At 69.1% G+C, this 18,973-nt stretch carries 19 protein-coding genes and 4 tRNA genes; 17 read left to right on the plus strand and 6 right to left on the minus strand.

What is annotated here, in order from left to right:
• Positions 1-4: 4 nt before the first annotated feature.
• From AB0D14_RS05630 to AB0D14_RS05650, 5 genes are all read left to right on the plus strand, one after another.
• Positions 5-1,591: an NADH-quinone oxidoreductase subunit M gene (locus tag AB0D14_RS05630; protein WP_362775140.1), complete on the plus strand. Its 1,587-nt coding sequence runs from the start codon at positions 5-7 to the stop codon at positions 1,589-1,591.
• Entirely contained in the window at positions 1,588-3,111 is a 1,524-nt protein-coding gene (locus tag AB0D14_RS05635; protein WP_362775142.1) for an NADH-quinone oxidoreductase subunit N, read from the plus strand. Before AB0D14_RS05630 ends, AB0D14_RS05635 begins: the two co-directional genes overlap by 4 nt.
• Before the next feature lie 250 nt (positions 3,112-3,361).
• Complete coding sequence (htpX, locus tag AB0D14_RS05640; protein ID WP_362775145.1) at positions 3,362-4,225, plus strand: zinc metalloprotease HtpX; 864 nt, start codon at positions 3,362-3,364, stop codon at positions 4,223-4,225.
• The gene (locus tag AB0D14_RS05645) at positions 4,222-4,620 is read left to right on the plus strand and encodes a YccF domain-containing protein (RefSeq protein ID WP_362775148.1); all 399 of its coding nucleotides are present in this window, start codon (positions 4,222-4,224) and stop codon (positions 4,618-4,620) included. The genes htpX and AB0D14_RS05645 overlap by 4 nt, the downstream gene beginning before the upstream one ends.
• A gap of 199 nt (positions 4,621-4,819) precedes the next feature.
• On the plus strand, positions 4,820-5,386 hold the full coding sequence (locus AB0D14_RS05650; protein ID WP_362775150.1) for an SMI1/KNR4 family protein: 567 nt from the start codon (positions 4,820-4,822) through the stop codon (positions 5,384-5,386).
• Between the two features lie 103 nt (positions 5,387-5,489).
• Here the strand turns inward: AB0D14_RS05650 and AB0D14_RS05655 are convergent, their stop codons facing one another.
• Positions 5,490-6,779 carry an APC family permease gene (locus AB0D14_RS05655; protein WP_362775153.1) on the minus strand — a complete coding sequence of 430 codons (1,290 nt, stop codon included), beginning with the start codon at positions 6,777-6,779 and terminating at the stop codon, positions 5,490-5,492.
• 193 nt (positions 6,780-6,972) lie between these two features.
• Here AB0D14_RS05655 and AB0D14_RS05660 point away from each other — a divergent pair, with 193 nt between their 5' ends.
• Positions 6,973-7,239, plus strand: a complete 267-nt coding sequence (locus AB0D14_RS05660; protein ID WP_362775156.1) for a GlsB/YeaQ/YmgE family stress response membrane protein — start codon at positions 6,973-6,975, stop codon at positions 7,237-7,239.
• Positions 7,240-7,350: 111 nt separating this feature from the next.
• On the opposite strand, the gene AB0D14_RS05665 is transcribed toward AB0D14_RS05660, so the two are convergent.
• Positions 7,351-7,839 (minus strand): YajQ family cyclic di-GMP-binding protein, encoded by a 489-nt coding sequence (locus tag AB0D14_RS05665; RefSeq protein ID WP_362775159.1) that lies wholly within the window; start codon positions 7,837-7,839, stop codon positions 7,351-7,353.
• A gap of 201 nt (positions 7,840-8,040) precedes the next feature.
• Between AB0D14_RS05665 and AB0D14_RS05670 the strand changes: the two genes are divergently transcribed.
• Both AB0D14_RS05670 and AB0D14_RS05675 read left to right on the plus strand, forming a co-directional pair.
• Positions 8,041-8,122 (plus strand) — tRNA-Tyr (locus AB0D14_RS05670).
• 141 nt (positions 8,123-8,263) lie between these two features.
• Positions 8,264-8,476 (plus strand): hypothetical protein, encoded by a 213-nt coding sequence (locus tag AB0D14_RS05675; RefSeq protein ID WP_055614634.1) that lies wholly within the window; start codon positions 8,264-8,266, stop codon positions 8,474-8,476.
• Positions 8,477-8,521: 45 nt separating this feature from the next.
• On the opposite strand, the gene AB0D14_RS05680 is transcribed toward AB0D14_RS05675, so the two are convergent.
• A complete protein-coding gene (locus tag AB0D14_RS05680) occupies positions 8,522-9,178 on the minus strand; it encodes an NAD(P)H-binding protein (protein WP_362775162.1) in 657 nt (218 codons plus the stop codon).
• Between the two features lie 74 nt (positions 9,179-9,252).
• A complete protein-coding gene (locus AB0D14_RS05685; RefSeq protein ID WP_362775165.1) occupies positions 9,253-10,569 on the minus strand; it encodes an amidohydrolase family protein in 1,317 nt (438 codons plus the stop codon).
• A 234-nt stretch (positions 10,570-10,803) separates the two neighbouring features.
• On the opposite strand from AB0D14_RS05685, the gene AB0D14_RS05690 reads away from it, so the two are divergent.
• The 8 genes from AB0D14_RS05690 to AB0D14_RS05725 all read left to right on the plus strand — a co-directional run bounded on the left by AB0D14_RS05690 (position 10,804) and on the right by AB0D14_RS05725 (position 15,833).
• Positions 10,804-10,876: transfer RNA gene (locus tag AB0D14_RS05690), tRNA-Thr, on the plus strand.
• 46 nt (positions 10,877-10,922) lie between these two features.
• A tRNA-Met gene (locus AB0D14_RS05695) sits at positions 10,923-10,995 on the plus strand.
• 91 nt (positions 10,996-11,086) lie between these two features.
• Positions 11,087-11,251, plus strand: coding sequence for a 50S ribosomal protein L33 (gene rpmG / locus AB0D14_RS05700; protein WP_018834916.1), 165 nt, complete (start codon positions 11,087-11,089; stop codon positions 11,249-11,251).
• Between the two features lie 89 nt (positions 11,252-11,340).
• Positions 11,341-11,793: a MaoC family dehydratase N-terminal domain-containing protein gene (locus tag AB0D14_RS05705; protein ID WP_362775168.1), complete on the plus strand. Its 453-nt coding sequence runs from the start codon at positions 11,341-11,343 to the stop codon at positions 11,791-11,793.
• A gap of 5 nt (positions 11,794-11,798) precedes the next feature.
• Positions 11,799-12,227 (plus strand): MaoC family dehydratase, encoded by a 429-nt coding sequence (locus tag AB0D14_RS05710; RefSeq protein ID WP_362775170.1) that lies wholly within the window; start codon positions 11,799-11,801, stop codon positions 12,225-12,227.
• 217 nt (positions 12,228-12,444) lie between these two features.
• Positions 12,445-13,014: a TetR/AcrR family transcriptional regulator gene (locus AB0D14_RS05715; protein WP_362775173.1), complete on the plus strand. Its 570-nt coding sequence runs from the start codon at positions 12,445-12,447 to the stop codon at positions 13,012-13,014.
• A 144-nt stretch (positions 13,015-13,158) separates the two neighbouring features.
• Positions 13,159-14,610 carry an MFS transporter gene (locus tag AB0D14_RS05720; RefSeq protein WP_362775176.1) on the plus strand — a complete coding sequence of 484 codons (1,452 nt, stop codon included), beginning with the start codon at positions 13,159-13,161 and terminating at the stop codon, positions 14,608-14,610.
• Between the two features lie 167 nt (positions 14,611-14,777).
• Complete coding sequence (locus AB0D14_RS05725) at positions 14,778-15,833, plus strand: UDP-N-acetylmuramate dehydrogenase (RefSeq protein WP_362775178.1); 1,056 nt, start codon at positions 14,778-14,780, stop codon at positions 15,831-15,833.
• A 300-nt stretch (positions 15,834-16,133) separates the two neighbouring features.
• On the opposite strand, the gene AB0D14_RS05730 is transcribed toward AB0D14_RS05725, so the two are convergent.
• A complete protein-coding gene (locus AB0D14_RS05730; protein WP_362775181.1) occupies positions 16,134-17,162 on the minus strand; it encodes an adenosine deaminase in 1,029 nt (342 codons plus the stop codon).
• Positions 17,163-17,365: 203 nt separating this feature from the next.
• Positions 17,366-18,592 carry a pyridoxal phosphate-dependent aminotransferase gene (locus tag AB0D14_RS05735; protein WP_362775183.1) on the minus strand — a complete coding sequence of 409 codons (1,227 nt, stop codon included), beginning with the start codon at positions 18,590-18,592 and terminating at the stop codon, positions 17,366-17,368.
• A 247-nt stretch (positions 18,593-18,839) separates the two neighbouring features.
• Here AB0D14_RS05735 and AB0D14_RS05740 point away from each other — a divergent pair.
• A tRNA-Trp gene (locus tag AB0D14_RS05740) sits at positions 18,840-18,912 on the plus strand.
• The last annotated feature ends 61 nt before the right edge of the window (positions 18,913-18,973 follow it).

An 18,973-nucleotide genomic window follows, 5' to 3' on the forward strand; every position in this document is an offset into this window, starting at 1 on the left:
AGGCGTGATCGATATCAACGAGTCCGTGATGCAGTTTCTTCTCGCGTTCATCGTCGTCGCCCCGCTCATCGGAGCCGTCGCGGCTCTTCTGCCGGCCCCGCCCGGGCTGAAGGGGAAGTCGCCCGAGCAGGCCGTACTGCGGCACGGTGTGACCGTCACCGGCGCCGTACTCATCGCTGCGATCGCCCTCGCCCTCGGCTTCGACCACGACATCCCGGCCAAGGCACAGCAGATGCAGGCCACGACGGACATCAGCTGGATTCCCGCGCTCGACGTGCGGATCCACCTCGGCATCGACGGCATCTCCCTCCCCCTTCTCGTACTGACCGCGCTGCTGACCTTCCTGTGCGCGCTGTACTCCTACTTCAAAATGCCGTCGGGCCCGACCCCGAAGGCATTCGTGGCACTCGTCCTCGTCCTGGAGTCCGGCACTCTCGCGACCTTCGCCGTCCTCGACCTGCTGCTGTTCTTCCTCGCTTTCGAGATGGTGCTCATCCCGATGTACTTCCTCATCGCCCGCTGGGGCGGTGAACAACGGCAGGCCGCCGCCTGGAAGTTCATCCTCTACACACTGCTCGGTTCCGTCGTCATGCTGCTGGGCCTGCTCCTGATCGGACTCAAGGCCGGCACATTCGACATGGTGGCACTCGCCACTGACAATCACCCCTCGCTGACCACATCGGTGCAGGTCATCGCCGTTCTGGCGATCGGGATCGGGCTCGCGGTCAAGACGCCGATGTGGCCGCTCCACAGCTGGCTGCCGGACGCGCACACCGCCGCCCCGACCGTCGGCTCGGTCCTGCTGGCCGGCGTCATGCTGAAGATGGGCACGTACGGATTCGTCCGGATCCTGCTGCCCATCACACCGGACGGCATGAGCACCTTCGCCCCGTACCTCGCGGCCTTCGCGGTCGTCGGGATCATCTACGGTTCGCTGGCCTGCCTCGCGCTCGCCAAGCAGGGCGCGAAGGGCGACCTCAAGCGCCTCATCGCGTACTCCTCCGTCGGCCACATGGGCTTCGTACTCCTCGGCATCGCGTCGATGACCCCGACCGGCGTGAACGGCGCCCTGTTCGCGAACATCGCCCACGGACTCATCACCGGCCTGCTCTTCTTCCTCGTCGGCGCGCTCAAGGACCGTACGGGCACGACCGACCTGGACACCCTCGCGCAGACGACCGGCGCCGCGCTCTATGGCAGGGCTCCGCGCCTCGGCGGCCTGCTCGCCTTCGCCGCCGTCGCCTCGCTCGGGCTGCCGGGGCTCGCCGGCTTCTGGGGCGAAATGCTCACGCTGTTCGGCGCATTCGACCCTGCTGACGGCCTTAGCCGACCCGCGTTCCTGACGTTCATGGCGATCGCCGCGTTCGGCACCCTGCTCACCGCCGCGTACATGCTCGTCGTGGTCCGCCGGGTCTGCATGGGCGCCACCTCGCAGCAGGAGAGCCCGAAGCTCGCCGACGTCCAGACGTACGAGTTCGCGGCCTGGACCCCGCTCGTCGTCCTCACCGTCGTCGCCGGGCTCTGGCCCAAGGCCCTCCTCGGCCTGACCGACCCGGCCGTGCAGCAACTCCTCTCAGGAGGCACCCGATGAGCCCCCAGGCCCAGGCCCAGGCCCAGTCCCTGGTCCAGTCCGTCGACTGGCTCGCGATCGCGCCGCCCACCATCGCGGCGGTCGTCGGACTCGTGGTGCTCGTCGCGGACCTCTTCGTGGGCGAGAAGAAGAAGGCCCTGCTCGGCTGGGTCTCCGTCGCGGGACTCGCCCTCGCCGCGCTCGCGCTGCTGCCCCTCCTGGACGGCGACCGCTCCACGTTCTGCCTGACGGGCGACACGGACGTGTGCAGCTATACAGCGGACCGGTTCACGCTGATCGTCCAGTTCCTCGTCCTCGGTGGCGCACTCCTTGCGGCACTTCTGTCGGTGACCGCACTGAAGGACGCCGACAGGGATCTCCCGGAAGGGGAGTTCTGGTTCCTGCTGCTTTCCTCGGCCGCGGGCGCCGCCCTGCTGCCCGCCTCACGCGATCTCGCCACCCTGATCGTCGCCCTGGAGGTTGCCTCCCTGCCCGCTTTCGCCCTCGTCGGCATCAAGCCCGGTGATCGGAAGTCCTCCGAAGCGGCCCTGAAGTTCTTCCTGTCCTCGGTCACCGCGACCGCCGTGAGCCTCATGGGCGTCAGCTTCGTCTACGCGTCGACAGGCACCCTGTACCTCACCGAGATCGCCACCAAGATCGAGGACGTGGACAGCCAACTGCACACACTCGCCCAGGCGGGCGTAGTCCTCACCCTCGTCGGCTTCGCCTTCAAGACGGCCGCCGTGCCCTTCCACTTCTGGGTACCCGACACCTACGTAGGAGCCCCTCTGCCGGTCGCCGCCTACCTGTCGGTCGTCGGCAAGGCGGTCGGCTTCTCCGGCCTGATCCTCGTCACCGTGATCGCCCTCCCGTCGTACGCGGACGTCTGGGGCCCGGCACTCGCCGCTCTGGCCGCCCTCACCATGACGGTCGGCAACGTCGGTGCCCTGCGGCAACAGACCACGCGCGCGTACAGCGCGGTACGGCTCCTCGCCTGGTCCTCGGTGGGACAGGCCGGCTACCTCCTGGTGCCGATCGCCGCCGCCGCGTACTCCAAGGACGCCGAGAAGGCCGTCGGCTCCACCGTCGCGTACGCCCTCATGTATGCCGCCGTGAACCTCGGAGCCTTCTCGGTGGCCGCCCTGGTGGCCCGCACCAAGCCGCTGAACCGGGTCAGCGACTACCGCGGCCTGTACGCCTCGCGCCCTCTCGCCGCGCTCGTCCTCGGCTTCTTCCTGCTCTGCCTGGCCGGTCTGCCGCCGGGCGTCATCGGTCTCTTCGCGAAGGTCACCGTCTTCTCGGCCGCCGTCGACGCGGGCCTCGGCTGGCTCGCCGTGGTCATGGCCGTCAACGTCGTGATCGCGCTCTTCTACTACCTCCAGTGGACGACCCTCCTGTTCCGCGCCCCCGAGGGCGAGTCCGAGTCCCACCGGGTCCCGGCCCCCCTCACCGCGGCGATCGCCCTGACCGCCGCCCTGGGGGTCGCGCTCTCCGGAGCACCTCAGCTCATCCTGCGTTTTTCGGACACCGGCCTTTTCTGACGCCGCTCCCGAGGCATCCGCACGCGCGTACGACACGCGTACGGCAACCGGCCCGCACGCGCGCGTGCGGGCCGGTTGCCGTGATCACCCGGACGGCCGACGCGCGGCGCCGTGCGCACAAGGGAACTAGTGCCTCCCGCCTGGCGTTGACCAGTGAGGGAGGGTCCACTGGACCGTGGAGTCACGGAACCAGTGACGTCAGAGATCGACAAGCAAGGGTTCCCCTGCCGCACGATTTGGAGGGCGTACCGTGCACCGCCGGCACAACGGGCTCAGGACCGCCGTACTCCTCGGGGGACTGTCCGCACTCATCATCGTCATCGGCAGTTTCTTCGGGCGTATGGGCCTCGTCGTCGCACTCTTCATCGCGATCGGCACGAACGCGTACGCGTACTGGAACAGCGACAAACTGGCTCTACGCGCGATGCGTGCGCGCCCGGTGAGCGAGTTCGAGGCGCCGGCCCTCTACAGGATGGTCCGTGAGCTCTCCACGCAGGCCCGCCAGCCCATGCCCCGCCTGTACATCTCCCCGACGGAAGCACCGAACGCGTTCGCCACGGGCCGCAATCCGCGCAACGCCGCGGTGTGCTGCACCGAGGGCGTCCTGCGCCTCCTGAACGAACGGGAACTGCGCGGCGTCATCGGCCACGAGCTGAGCCACGTCTACAACCGGGACATCCTCATCTCGTCCGTCGCGGGCGCCCTGGCCTCCGTCATCATGTTCCTGGTCAACTTCGCCTGGCTGATCCCGATCGGCCGCTCCAGCGACGACGACGGCCCCGGCCTGCTCGGCATGCTGATGATCATGATCCTCGGCCCACTCGCCGCATCCCTCATCCAGCTCGCCATCAGCCGTTCCAGGGAGTACGAGGCGGACGCGTCCGGCGCCCAGCTCACCGGCGACCCACTGGCCCTCGCGAGCGCCCTGCGCAAGCTGGAGGCGGGCACGAAGCAGCTTCCGCTGCCCCCGGAGCCACGCATCGAGACCGCGAGCCACATGATGATCGCCAATCCCTTCCGTCCGGGCCAGGGACTCTCCAAAATGTTCTCGACACACCCGCCGATGGCGGAGCGCATCGCCCGGCTCGAGCAGATGGCAGGTCGCCAGCAGTGAAGACAATCCTCAACGTCATTTGGCTGGTCCTGAGCGGCTTCTGGCTGTTCCTCGGCTACATGTTCGCGGGCCTGCTGCTGTGCGTCACGATCATCGGAATTCCGTTCGGCGTCGCGGCGTTCCGTATCGGCGGCTACGCGCTGTGGCCGTTCGGCCGGACGACCGTGGAGCGCCGTGACGCGGGCGCGCCGTCCTTCATCGTCAACATCCTGTGGCTGATCCTCGCCGGCTGGTGGCTGGCCCTCGCCCACATCGTCACGGGCCTCATCCAGTGCGTCACGATCATCGGTATCCCTCTGGGCATCGCCAACTTCAAGCTGATCCCGGTCTCCTTGTTCCCCCTGGGACGCGAAATCGTGAGCACGGACCAGCCGTTCACGTCGTCGGTCCGGTAGGGCGGCGCCGGGGGTGGGGCGGTCTTCGGACAACCCGTTCGACTGTCCCCGGCGTCCGCGGACGGAGGCCGACCTGCCGAGCCCGGTCTCTGAGCCCGGTGCGGCATGGAGGGCCCCACTGGCTGACCGCGGCGCTGAACCGTCACGAGGCCGACCACAGGCCTGCCCGATTGTCAGTGGCGCGCTGCATCATGAATGCATGACCGAGATCGAGCAGTTGCTGGTACATGTCTCCGCAGAGGCACGCAACTCCCGGCCGTGGGGCTGGCCTTCGCTCCCCGAGCCTGTGGACGCGGCCACGCTCGCCCGCGCCGAGTCCGCTCTCGGGTTCTCCGTGCCGCCGCTGCTCGCCGCGCTGTATCTGCGGATAGGGGACGGCGGGTTCGGTCCGGAGTACGGTCTGCTGCCCCTGCTCGACAGCCCGCCCTCGGGTGAGCCCGCCGTCGTCACGCAGTACCTCGCCCATCGCGAGAGCGGCCGCAAGGACCCCGACTGGCCCTGGCCGGACGGCATCCTGCCGATATCCCACTGGGGCTGCGGCATGTACGCGTGCGTGGACTGCCGAACCGCGGACGCCACGGTTCTCCTGTTCGAGCCGAACGCCGACGACGCCGACCACGCGTGGTACGTGGACGCCCCCACCCTCACGGCCTGGCTCCACGCCTGGCTCGACGGCACCGGCTGGTACGACGAGCGCAACGACGACACGGACCTGGAGCCGTGGGCCGACTTCCGCATACGTACGGGAGCGGCGCGAGCTTCGTAGCACGCTGCTCCCGGCCCCCTGCCAGGCCCCGGACCGTCGCCGCCCTGCCCGGCCCCCACCACGACCTACGCCCGCTCCGCTCACCGGTGCGTCCCGAGAGCGATCAGCGCGGACCCCAACGCCTCCGCACCCCGTACGCGGCCACCCCAAGCCCCAGCACCCCGACGCCCACGGCCACGGACAACCACGGCAAGGCGAAAGCCAGCGTCAGGCACCCCGCCAGCCCCACCGTGGGCACGACCCGCGACACGATGGCCGAACTCAGCGTCCAGGCCGAGGCATTGGCGATCGCGTAGTACACCAGCACGCCGAAGGAGGAGAAGCCGATCGCGCCCCGCACATCCACCGTCGCGGCCAGCACCGCGACCACCGCTCCGACGGCGAGCTCCGCCCGATGCGGCACCCGGAAGCGCGGATGCACGGCGGCCAGCCCACCTGGCAGATGCCGGTCGCGGGCCATGGCCAGCGTCGTCCGCGACACCCCCAGAATCAGCGCGAGAAGGGAGCCGAGCGCAGCCACCGCGGCACCCACCCGTACAACAGGTACGAGCCCCGGTGCCCCGGCGGCGCGCACCGCGTCGGCGAGTGGTGCCGTCGCCTGCCCGAGTTCCTGCGGCCCCAGCACGGAGACGACGGCCACCGTCACAGCCGCGTACACGACGAGTGCGATGCTCAGCGCGAGGCGGATCGCGCGCGGAATGGTGCGCGCCGGATCTCGTACCTCCTCGCCGAGGGTCGCGATCCGCGCGTACCCGGCGAAGGCGAAGAACAGCAGTCCGGCCGCCTGCAGTACCCCTCCCGCACCCCCGGAGACGCCCACGTCGAGCCGCCCGGCATCGGAGTTCCCGAAAGTCAGACACACGACCACCACGGAAGCGAGGACCGCGAGAACCACCGCCACGATCGCCCGCGTCAGCCACGCGGACTTCTGCACACCGCCGTAGTTCACCGCGGTCAGCGCCACCACGGCCCCGACGGCCACTGCGTGCGCCTGACCCGGCCAGGCGTACGCGCCCACGGTGAGCGCCATCGCCGCACACGAGGAGGTCTTGCCCACGACGAACGACCAGCCCGCCAGGTATCCCCAGAAGTCGCCGAGCCGCTCCCGGCCGTACACATACGTCCCGCCCGACGCGGGATAGCGGGCGGCCAGCCGTGCCGAAGCAGTCGCGTTGCAGTAGGCGACGGCGGCGGCGATGCCCAGACCGAGAAACAGCCCGGATCCCGAGGCCCGCGCCGCGGGTCCCAGTGCGGCGAAGATCCCCGCACCGATCATCGAGCCGAGGCCGATGACCACGGCGTCCCCGACGCCGAGCGTCCGCCGCAGCTCCGGTTCGCCGCGCGGCGGACCAGACCGGGGCGAACCCGACTGGGCGGGACCGGACTGTGTCATGAGCCGCACCCTACTGTCCGGTGCAACCGGTTCACGTCGCGCCGACGTCCTCCCCAGCGACAACAAACGAAACAGAAGAACGAAACAGAAGAACGAAACGGACGAACGACAAGAGTCGTGAGGCCGGTACGACCACAGCCTGATGCGAGCAGGATCACAGCACAGGTACAGCGCGAAGGGGCAGGTTCACGGCATGGGCATTATCAGCTGGATCATTCTGGGGCTGCTCGCCGGCGCCATTGCCAAGTTCCTGCTGCCGGGGCGGGACCCGGGCGGCTTCATCGGCACGACACTGATCGGCGTCGCGGGCGCGTTCATCGGCGGCTGGATATCCTCCCGCTGGCTGGACCACCCGATTGCCAAGGACTTCTACGACGGAACCACCTGGGCTGCCGCGATCGGCGGCTCGCTGGTGCTGCTGGTCGCCTACCGCATCCTGTTCGGCAACTCGCGCAACTGACGCGCGCCCCTGAGACCGCAGCCGGCGGACGGGAAAGGGTGGGCACCAGGGGTGCCCACCCTTTCCCGTCCGCGCGGTCGGCGTCGGGGAAGCAGCCGCAAGGTCACCGTGTTACCGGTAGTTGACGAACTGCAGTGCGAAGTCGAAGTCCTTGCCCTTGACCAGGGCCTGCACGGCCTGCAGATCGTCACGGCTCTTCGAGCTGACGCGCAGTTCGTCGCCCTGCACCTGCGCCTTCACGCCCTTCGGGCCCTCGTCACGAATGACCTTCGCGACCTTCTTCGCGTTGTCCTGGGAGATGCCCTCCTCGATCGAGGCGAAGATCTTGTACTCCTTGCCGGAGAGCTGCGGCTCACCGGCGTCCAGCGCCTTCAGCGAGATGCCACGCTTGATCAGCTTGGTCTCGAACACATCGAGGATGGCTTTGACCCGCTCCTCGGAGTTCGCCTCCATGAGGATCTTCTCGCCGGACCAGGAGATGGAAGCGCCCACGTTCTTGAAGTCGTAGCGCTGCGAGATCTCCTTGGCGGCCTGGTTGAGGGCGTTGTCGACCTCCTGCCGCTCGACCTTCGAGACGATGTCGAAACTGGAGTCGGCCATGTCCTGTGGCTCCTTGTATCGGGGTGCGTAGTGGCGGCCGTCGAACCCGCATCGGTCCCGGGCCGCATCCGCATAAGCCTAGCCACCCCCACTCCTCCGAGCACTGATCAATCGGGTGGCGAAGCACCCCCGAGCATCAGGTATCGTTTACGACGTTGCCACGGAGCGCCGCCGAAAGACGGTTCGAACGGCAGCAAGCCCGGCGGTGTGCCCGAGCGGCCAAAGGGAGCAGACTGTAAATCTGCCGGCTCAGCCTACCCAGGTTCGAACCCTGGCGCCGCCACGCTGAGAGAGAAACCCTCTCTGAACTGCGAATATGCAGTTCAGAGAGGGTTTCTTCATGTTCGGACAACCAGGGCCTGGAGGAGTTGGGGTGAGCGTGCGCCGACGTCGGAGTTCGCGCTTTTCTTCGTACGCTGAACCCATGTCCTCACGCCGCCGAAACTGCCCCGAGTGCCGTCGCGAGATCGCTGTCGTCGCGGGGCGGTTCGCTCGGCACGATCCGCCGGGAGCACGGGGAAGTGGGGAGCTCGTGTCCTGCCCGGGGTCACGCAGGCAGGCGGAACTCGGTGCGGCGCAGCCCGCGCTGGACGGGTACGTGGTGGCCGAGTTCCCCGGCCAGCTTCCGCTCTTCTGACCGCGTCGGCCTACCCCGGCACCCGCCCCCGGCCCCGCACCCGTCTCAGTTACCCGCCACCGACTTCACCGCCACCGACACCGGTGTCGAGCCGCTGACCAGTTCCAGGGTCAGTCCGGACGTCGCCGGGGTGTCCACCAGTTCCGCGAGGACCGCGGCGACGTCGTCGCGGGGGATGGGCCCACGGCCTGTGGCGGCCTCCAGGCGGATGAGGCCCGTGCCGGCGTCGTTCGTCAGCATTCCGGGGCGCAGGATCGTCCAGTCCAGGCCCTGGTGAGCGCGTACATACGCGTCGGCCTCGCCCTTCGCGCGCTGATACGCGTCGAAGACGTCGTCCCCGGGGTGCTCCGGATCCGCACCCATCGACGACACGACCACATGGCGTCGCACCCCGGCCCTGGCCGCCGCGTCAGCGAAGAGTACGGCGGCGCCCCGGTCCACGGTCTCCTTGCGGGTCACCCCGCTGCCCGGGCCCGCGCCCGCCGCGAAGATCGCGGCGTCCGCGCCCCGCAGATGTGCGGAGACCTCGTCCTCCGAAGCCGACTCCAGATCGCACACCACCGGCTCGGCGCCGGCCGCCCGCAGATCGTCGCCCTGTTCGGCTCGGCGGATGATCCCCGCCACCTCGTCACCGCGCGCGGCGAGCAGTCGCTCAAGCCGCAGCGCGATCTGTCCATGACCTCCAGCGATGACAATGCGCATGGTTCCGACCGTACGCCCAGAGGGGCTCACTCGCCGCGCAGCCCTGCCCTCCGCGCATCAGGACCCTCCGCGCATCACGGCGACTCGCCCGTCCGCCCCTGGCGAGGCAGGTCCAGCGCCACGCCCGCCGCCGAGTTGCAGTACTCCCGCACCGCACTCGTCCGCGCCACCACCCGACCCCCGTGCACCACGATCCGGCTGTACGCCAGTGACAGAGCACTGTCGAGCCGGTCGCCGCGTACCGCGAGCAACTCCGCCGGGAATCCGGCCTCCACGCGCACCTCGGGCAGTCCGAGGACCGCCCGCGCCGACGAACTCACCGCGTCGTACGCGTCAGCGGCCCGCAACCCGTACCGGGAGGCCAGCAGATACGCCGCCTCCAACGGGTCCCCGCGTCCCACGGGGTTCGACACGTCCCGGAGGGCGCCGCTCCCGGCCGCGACCCGTACCCCGGCCGCCCGCAGCAGCCGTACCGGAGCCGTCTCGCGGCGGTCCGCGCCCGAGCAGCCGCCCTGGGGCAGACAGACGACGGTCACGCCCGCCGCGGCGAGTTGGTCGGCCGATCGCGAGGCAACCTCGGAAGGCAGCCGGCTCATCCCGCCGCAGGGCCCGAGCGCCACCCCGGGCCGCAGTCCGCCCGCCATCGCCGCAAGTCGTGCGAGGCGCGCCGGATCGTCACCGTCCGTATGCAGATCGACCGGGCAGCCCTGCTCGGAGGCGACCTCCAGGACGGCCTCCACGTATCCCGTCGGATCGGGGTCCAGATCTGGACAACCGCCCACTACGGAGGCGCCCATTTTCACCGCGTCCCGCACCATCGCCAGTCCCTCGGCCCCGGCCAGCCCGGTCAGTACCCGGGGCATCGCCACGACCGTCAGCTCGACCAACTCCCGCAGCGCGCGCCGCGTCTGGAGCGCCGCCGACATCGGCCCCAGCCCGTGCACGTCGCCCACGCGCACGTGCGAGCGAAGGGCTGTCGTCCCGTGTCCGAGTTGCAGGAGAGCGGCCTCGGTCGTACGGCGCTGAACCTCCGGCGCCTCGTAGGAGACCGGGCCCTCGCTGTCGGCCGACAGGGCTGTGTCGCCGTGGGCGTGGGGCTCGGCCGGGGCAGGCAGGAGCAGGTAGCCGGAGAGGTCCACGCGCGCGGTGTGCGCGGTGAGGCTGCCTGCCGTGCCGACCGCCTCGATACGTCCGCCGGCCAATCGCACGTCCACGGTCCGGCCGTCGGTGAGCCGCGCATCGCAGAGCAGCAGTTCAGAGCCGTTGGCCCGGCCTGACGAGCCGGGTGAGCCGGACGAGCCCGCGAACCCTGACGATGACGACGAGGGCGACGAGGGCGACCAGGCGGACGACGACGAGGAGTGGTGCGGCTGCGGCTGACTGTCGGGCATCGCGCTCCTGGGGCTGAAGGGCTGCGCAGGAGGGCCACAAGATCACGCAGCGTGAGTCGAGCCTAGGGTGGCGACCGGCGTGCTTCGAGGAGGAGCGAAATAGTCGTACCGGTGTGGTCCGTTGTACGGGTGGGGGGTGTGAAACGCCTGTGGGGAGCCGGGAACGGGCCGGGGCAGGAGCCGCGAAACGGATTTGGGCTATCGGCGACCCAGCGTGTAATGTCTTCATCGCTCGCCCCAATAGCTCAGTCGGTAGAGCGTCTCCATGGTAAGGAGAAGGTCTACGGTTCGATTCCGTATTGGGGCTCTGGTGTGAGAGGTTCCCGTCGAGAGGCGGGAACTGATCACATCGCAGCGGTGTAGCTCAGTCGGTAGAGCAAGCGGCTCATAATCGCTGTGTCACCGGTTCAAGTCCGGTCACCGCTACTGACAGTAGCCGATTGCGGGGTCGGTCCTTCGATCGGCTACTCTTCTATGCGTTAATCCATTTCCCATCCGTCCGGCAAGGAGCACTCACGTGGCTGCCACCGACGTCCGCCCGAAGATCACGCTGGCCTGCGTGGAGTGCAAGGAGCGGAACTACATCACCAAGAAGAACCGGCGTAACAACCCGGATCGCATGGAGATGAAGAAGCACTGCCCGCGCTGCAACGCGCACACTGCGCACCGCGAAACGCGCTAAACACAGGCTCGTTCACGAGGCCGTCCCCTGCATTTGGGGGGCGGCCTCGCGTCGTTAACCCCAGCTGCGAACCAGGAGGTGCCGAGCCGATGGCGCTCGACCAGTCCTTCGTGGGGCGGTCCTACCCGCCCACCGACCCGTACGAGGTCGGCCGGGAGAAGATCCGTGAGTTCGCGGAGTCGGTGGGGGATCACAACCCCGCCTACTCGGACCCCGAGGCCGCCAAGGCCCTCGGTCACCCCGATGTGATCGCCCCGCCGACGTTCGTGTTCGCGATCACCTTCAAGGCCGCGGGGCAGGCCGTCAGGGACCCGGAACTGGGTCTCGACTACAGCCGTGTCGTGCACGGCGACCAGAAGTTCGTCCATCGGCGCCCGGTGCACGCCGGGGACCGGCTCACGGTCACGTCCACCATCGAGGCGATCAAGTCGATGGCGGGCAATGACATCCTGGACATTCGCGGCGAGGTCCACGACGAGGCGGGCGAGCATGTGGTGACCGCCTGGACCAAGCTCGTGTCCCGCGCGGCCGAGGGGGCGTGAAACAGATGACCGCGAAGATCTCGTACGACGACGTCGAGGTCGGCACCGAGTTGCCGGCCCAGACCTTCGACGTGACCCGCGCCACGCTCGTTCAGTACGCGGGCGCTTCAGGCGACTTCAACCCGATCCACTGGAACGAGAAGTTCGCCAAGGAGGTCGGCCTCCCGGACGTCATCGCACACGGCATGTTCACCATGGCCGAGGCGATCCGGGTCGTCACCGACTGGACCGGCGACCCGGGTGCGGTCGTCGAGTACGGTGTCCGCTTCACCAGGCCCGTCGTCGTCCCGAACGACGACAAGGGTGCCACGATCGAGGTCAGCGGCAAGGTCGCCGCCAAGCTCGACGACAACACCGTCCGCGTCGACCTCGTCGCGACGAGCGCGGGTCAGAAGGTGCTGGGCATGTCCCGGGCCGTCGTACGACTGGCCTGACCGGCAGCCGATCGGTCTCGGTCGAGACCGAGCCGGACCGAGCCAGGCCGAGCCGGACCGAGTCGGACCGAGTCGGACCGAGCCAGGCTAATTGGGGCCGATCGAGAGGGGCGTCCGCCATCGCGGGCGCCCCTTACCTGCTGCTGTCACTCACCCCTCGACACCTGCTGTCGCTCACCCCTTGACTTAGTTAGTGAGTGAGTACTAACTTTGCCGCATGGTCAGGATGAGCGCAGAGGAAAGGCGTGAGAGCGTCATTCGTGCGGCGATGAGCGAGTTCGCCCGCGGCGGCTACTACGGCACCTCCACCGAGGTGATCGCCAAGCGCGTGGGCGTCTCGCAGCCGTACCTCTTCCGCCTCTTCTCCGGCAAGAAGGCGATCTTCCTCGCGGCTGCCGAGCGTTGCCTGGAGGACACCAGGCGCACATTCGAGGAGGCCTCCGAGGGGCTGGAGGGCGAGGAGGCCCTGCGCTCCATGGCGGACGCGTACACGAGGGTCATCGCCGAGGAGCCGGAGCGGCTGCTCATGCAGATGCAGCTGTACGTCGCGGTGGCGGCCGCCGAGCAGGCCGGTGACCACGACCTCGGTGAGACGGTGCGGGCCGGCTGGATGCGGCTGTGGGAGACCGTTCACCTGCCGCTCGGCGCCGACGTGGACGAGACCACGACCTTCCTGGCCTGCGGAATGCTCATCAACTCCCTGGTGGCCATGGGCTTCCCGCCCCAGCATCGGGTGTGGGAGGGGCTCGCCCCCTCGGCTCGGGTCAAGCGGCGGTCTGAACGCTGAGCCCGAACGCTGAAAACGCTGAGCCCGAACACTGAAGCGGAACACCGGAACAGAGGTAGGCGCCTTTTCGTGACCGTATAAGTTAGTAAGCAATAACTAATCAAAAGCCAAAGCCAAAACTAACGATCACCCGCTGGGGGAGCGATGTCACAGCCAACCGAACGTCGCGGGGGAGCCGCCTGGGCCCTCGTCATCACCAGCGTCGCCGGATTCATGGCGGCCCTCGACAACCTCGTCGTCACCACCGCCCTGCCCTCGATCCGCGAGGACTTCGGGGGAGCGCTCGACGACCTGGAATGGACCGTGAGCGCGTACACGCTCACCTTCGCCGTGCTGCTGATGTTCGGCGCGGCCCTGGGTGACCGGTTCGGCCGCCGCCGGCTCTTCCTCGTCGGCATCACCGTCTTCACCGGAGCCTCCGCCGCGGCGGCCATGGCGCCCGGCATCGATTCCCTGATCGCCGCCCGCGCGGTCCAGGGCGTCGGCGCGGCCATCATGATGCCGCTGACGCTGACCCTGCTCACGGCCGCCGTTCCGGCCGCCAAGCGCGGGACGGCGTACGGGATCTGGGGTGCCGTCAACGGTCTCGCGGTCGCCTCGGGGCCGCTCATCGGGGGCAGCCTCACCGAACACCTGTCGTGGCAGTGGATCTTCTGGCTGAACGTTCCGCTGGGCCTCGCCCTGCTGCCGCTCGCCCGGCTGCGCCTGTCCGAGTCGTTCGGCTCCGGCGCCCCGCTCGACATCCGCGGCACGCTGCTCGCCAGCGGCGGCCTCTTCGGGATCGTGTACGGGCTGGTCCGCGCGCCTGTCGTCGGCTGGACCGACAGTCTCGTCCTGCTGTCCCAGCTCGCGGGTGCGGCTCTGCTCGTCGGCTTCGTGTTCCACGGTATGCGGGCCAAGAACGCGATGCTGCCGATGCGGCTCTTCCGGAGCCGCGCCTTCGCCGGGATCAACGCGGCGAGCCTGTTGATGTTCCTCGGGATGTTCGGCTCGATCTTCCTGCTCAGCCAGTACATGCAGGGCGTGCTCGGTTACTCGCCCACGGAGGCGGGCCTGCGCATGCTGCCGTGGACCGGTATGCCGATGATCGTCGCGCCCGTCGCGGGCTACCTGTCCGACCGGATCGGCGGTCGCCCCGTCGTCGCGGCGGGACTGTTCCTGCAGGCCGTCGGGCTCGGCTGGTTCGCCTTCATCGTCGCGGCCGACACGTCGTACGCCGCGCAGCTGCCCGCCCTGATCATCAGCGGAATCGGCATGTCCCTCTACTTCGCCCCTGCGTCCAGCCTGGTCATGTCCAGCGTCCGGCCGCATGAGCAGGGCATCGCGTCCGGCGCCAACAACGCACTGCGCGAGGTCGGCGGGGCGCTGGGTATCGCGGTGATGGCCTCGATCTTCTCCTCCCAGGGCGGCTACGAGAGCGCGCAGACCTTCGTGGACGGCATTCAGCCGGCTCTGTGGGTCGGCTCCGCCGCGGTGGCCGTGGCGGGCGTCGCGGCGCTGTACATACCGGGTCGTCGGCATGCGACCGGGTCGGAGGAGGGCGTGGAAGAGGACATGGAGGTGCCGGCGCCCGTACTGGAGAAGGCGTCGCGCTGAGTTCGGGAATCCCCCGCCCTCCCGCTGGACCGGCCGGCGCGCTGGACCGGTCGGCGCCGCTCCGTCACAGGTGACCGTGCCCCGCCTGCGACAGTGGCCCCGCCTGTTGTGCCCCGCAGGGAACGGCCCCGCCCCGACCGGCGGGGCCGTTCTCGTACTCTGGGCACGTGCAGGAACTCCGCGACACCCCCCTCGCCCCGCTGACCACCTTCCGGCTCGGTGGTCCCGCCGCCCGGCTGATCACCGCGACGACCGATGCCGAGGTGATCGACGCCGTCCGCGAGGCCGACGAATCCGGTACGCCGCTGCTGTTGATCGGCGGCGGATCGAACCTGGTCATCGGCGACAAGGGCTTCCCGGGCACCGCCCTGCGCATCGCCACGAGAGGCTTCGCGCTGGACGGTACGAAGCTGGAGCTGGCCGCCGGAGAGGTGTGGACCGACGCGGTCGCCCGCACCGTCGAGGCCCGTCTCGCGGGTCTTGAGTGCCTCGCCGGAATCCCCGGCTCCGCAGGCGCGACACCGATCCAGAACGTGGGCGCCTACGGCCAGGAAGTGTCGTCGACCATCACCGAAGTGATCGCATACGACCGGAAGAGCCGTGAGACGGTCACGATTCCGAACGCCGAGTGTGCCTTCTCGTACCGGCACAGTCGCTTCAAGAACGACCCCGAGCGTTTCGTCGTGCTGCGCGTCCGCTTCGAGCTGGAGGACGCCGCCGGTCTTTCCGCGCCCGTCAAGTACGCCGAGACGGCCCGCGCGCTCGGTGTCGGACCCGGTGACCGCGTGCCGGTGGGCGAGGCCCGTGAGACCGTCCTGAAGCTGCGTTCCGGGAAAGGCATGGTGCTCGACCCCGAGGACCACGACACCTGGTCCGCCGGTTCGTTCTTCACCAACCCGATCCTCACGCACGAGGAGTTCGCCGTGTTCCACACGCGCGTGGCGGAACGTCTGGGCGACGGTGTGATCCCGCCCGCCTACCCCGCGGGCGACGGGCACACCAAGACCTCCGCGGCCTGGCTGATCGACAAGTCCGGCTTCACCAAGGGGTACGGCACCGGCCCCGCCCGCATCTCCACCAAGCACACCCTGGCCCTCACCAACCGCGGCGAGGCCACCACGGAGGACCTTCTCGCGCTCGCCCGCGAGGTCGTCACCGGAGTCCACGCCGCCTTCGGGATCACGCTCGTCAACGAGCCGGTGACGGTGGGCGTCAGTCTCTGAGACCGTCTTCCCGTGGACCGCCGTCCCGCGGGATATTTCGCTCGCGGGTGGCCCGGACCGGCGATCACCCTGTGCGCCTCCGGGTGGCCCTCGTTGCGCCGCGGGCTGATCCGGGGCGCCCCGGGCACCGTCCGCACCGACGAGCGGCGCACCGCGGACCACGCCGCGGCCTGGCGGGCGCTGGGAACAGCGCTGGGACCGCCTCGACCCGGTCGACCGGCACCCCGCAGCTGCCCCCGCCCCGGGGCCGAGGGCCGGAACTGGACATCAGCTTCCAGGCGTACCCGCCCTACACCCACTTCAGGCGACCGGGGCAGCCAGCCAGTCGTCGACCCCGGAGAGCAGCTTCTCCTTGATGTCGTGCGGGGCCGCGGAACCCCGTACCGACTGCCGTGCCAGTTCGGCCAGTTCGGCGTCCGTGAACCCGTGGTGGCGGCGCGCGATGTCGTACTGGGCGGCCAGCCGCGAGCCGAACAGCAGCGGGTCGTCCGCGCCGAGCGCCAGGGGTACTCCCGCCTCGAAAAGCGTCCGCAGGGGGACGTCCTCCGGTTTTTCGTAGACCCCCAGGGCGACGTTCGAGGCAGGGCAGACCTCACAGGTGATGCCCCGGTCCGCGAGCCGCTTCATCAGCCGGGGGTCCTCGGCGGCCCGCACTCCGTGTCCGATCCGCGAGGCGTGCAGGTCGTCCAGACAGTCGCGTACGGACATGGGGCCGGCCAGCTCACCGCCGTGCGGCGCGGCCAGCAGCCCGCCCTCCCGGGCGATCGCGAAGGCCCGGTCGAAGTCCCGTGCGAAACCCCGCCGCTCGTCGTTGGAGAGCCCGAATCCGACGATGCCGCGGTCCGCGTAGCGCACGGCCAGACGGGCCAGCGTGCGGGCGTCCAGGGGATGCTTCATCCGGTTCGCAGCGACCAGGACCCGCATACCGAGACCGGTCTCGCGCATCGTCGTGTCCACCGCGTCCAGGATGACTTCGAGGGCGGGGATCAGACCGCCCAGGCGCGGCGCGTACGACGTGGGGTCGACCTGGATCTCCAGCCACCCCGAGCCGTCCTTGAGGTCCTCCTCGGCGGCCTCGCGCACGAGCCGCTGGATGTCCTCGGGATCTCTGAGGCACGACCGCGCCGCGTCGTACAGGCGCTGGAAGCGGAACCAGCCCCGCTCGTCCGTCGCCCGCAGCTTGGGCGGCTCACCGCTCGTCAGCGCGTCGGGCAGATGGATCCCGTGCTTGTCGGCCAGTTCCAGCAGGGTGGTGTGCCGCATCGAACCGGTGAAGTGCAGGTGCAGATGAGCTTTGGGCAGCTCAGAGACATCACGTACGTGCTCCATTCCAGGATCCTGCCGTACGCCACCGCCGTACCGGTAGCGCTTTCCCTGAACGTGGTCTTGCTCGCACTAAGAAACGAAGAAGCGGGCCGCCTCCCCGGAAGAACTCTCCACCGGAAGAACTCTCCAAGGGGAAGCGGCCCGCTGTGCCCACTGACGTGAGCAGGTTCAGTACCTACTGACGTGCACAGGTGACGTGCACGGGTTCAGTCCTTGGCCTCCGCCAGGAGCTTCTGGATCCGCGAGACGCCCTCGACGAGGTCCTCGTCACCCAGCGCGTACGACAGCCGCAGGTAGCCCGGTGTGCCGAAGGCCTCGCCCGGGACGACCGCCACCTCGGCCTCCTCCAGGATCAGCGCGGCCAGCTCGACGGAGTCCTGCGGGCGCTTGCCGCGGATCTCCTTGCCCAGGAGGCCCTTCACCGAGGGGTACGCGTAGAAGGCGCCCTCGGGCTCGGGGCAGAGCACGCCGTCGATCTCGTCGAGCATCCGCACGATCGTCTTGCGGCGGCGGTCGAAGGCCTCGCGCATCTCGGCGACGGCGGCCAGGTCACCCGAGACGGCGGCGATCGCCGCGGCCTGGGCCACGTTCGACACGTTGGACGTGGCGTGCGACTGCAGGTTCGTCGCGGCCTTCACCACGTCCTTCGGGCCGATGACCCACCCGACCCGCCAGCCGGTCATCGCATACGTCTTCGCGACGCCGTTGACCACGATGCACTTGTCGCGCAGCTCCGGAACGACCGCCGGCAGCGAGGTGAACCGCGCGTCCCCGTAGACCAGGTGCTCGTAGATCTCGTCCGTCATCACCCACAGGCCGTGCTCGACGGCCCAGCGGCCGATCGCCTCGGTGTCCTCGGGGCTGTAGACGGCGCCTGTCGGGTTGGACGGCGACACGAAGAGGACGACCTTGGTCTTCTCCGTACGGGCCGCCTCCAGCTGCTCGACCGAGACGCGGTAGCCGGTGGTCTCGTCCGCGACGACGTCGACCGGGACACCGCCGGCGAGACGGATCGACTCGGGGTACGTCGTCCAGTAGGGGGCCGGGACGATGACCTCGTCGCCCGGGTCGAGGATGGCGGCGAACGCCTCGTAGATGGCCTGCTTGCCGCCGTTGGTCACCAGGATCTGGGAGGCGTCCACCTCGTAGTGGGAGTCACGCAGCGTCTTGGCGACGATCGCCGCCTTCAGCTCGGGAAGGCCGCCGGCCGGCGTGTAGCGGTGGTACTTCGGGTTCTTGCAGGCCTCGATGGCGGCCTCGACGATGTAGTCCGGGGTCGGGAAGTCGGGCTCGCCCGCGCCGAAGCCGATCACTGGACGTCCGGCCGCCTTGAGGGCCTTGGCCTTGGCGTCCACGGCGAGGGTGGCGGATTCGGAGATCGCGCCGACTCGGGCGGAGACCCGGCGCTCGGTGGGAGGGGTTGCAGGGCTCATGGGCCCATCGTTTCAGACCGGAAACGTCCCTGGCACACTGGTTTCACAGACTGAGCAGCGCTGGTCGAGGCCTGCGCCGAGCGCGGACAAAGGCCGTGCCGAGCACGGACAAAGTCCATACGGACACTTTCTGTTCGACGACCGGCCGCCGACCACGTACACTCTCACCTCGTTGGCCTTCACCGGCCGCGCTCTTCCGGTGCACACCGAGCACTCGGACGGATGCGGTACGTTGTGGGGGAAGCAAAGGGTCGTAGCTCAATTGGTAGAGCACTGGTCTCCAAAACCAGCGGTTGGGGGTTCAAGTCCCTCCGGCCCTGCTACACACTCCTTTGACCAGGATGTGTGCGCAAGTACGTACTGCATTACACCGCCGCGCGG

This window comes from Streptomyces sp. NPDC048484 (assembly GCF_040651415.1).
GTDB lineage: Bacteria > Actinomycetota > Actinomycetes > Streptomycetales > Streptomycetaceae > Streptomyces.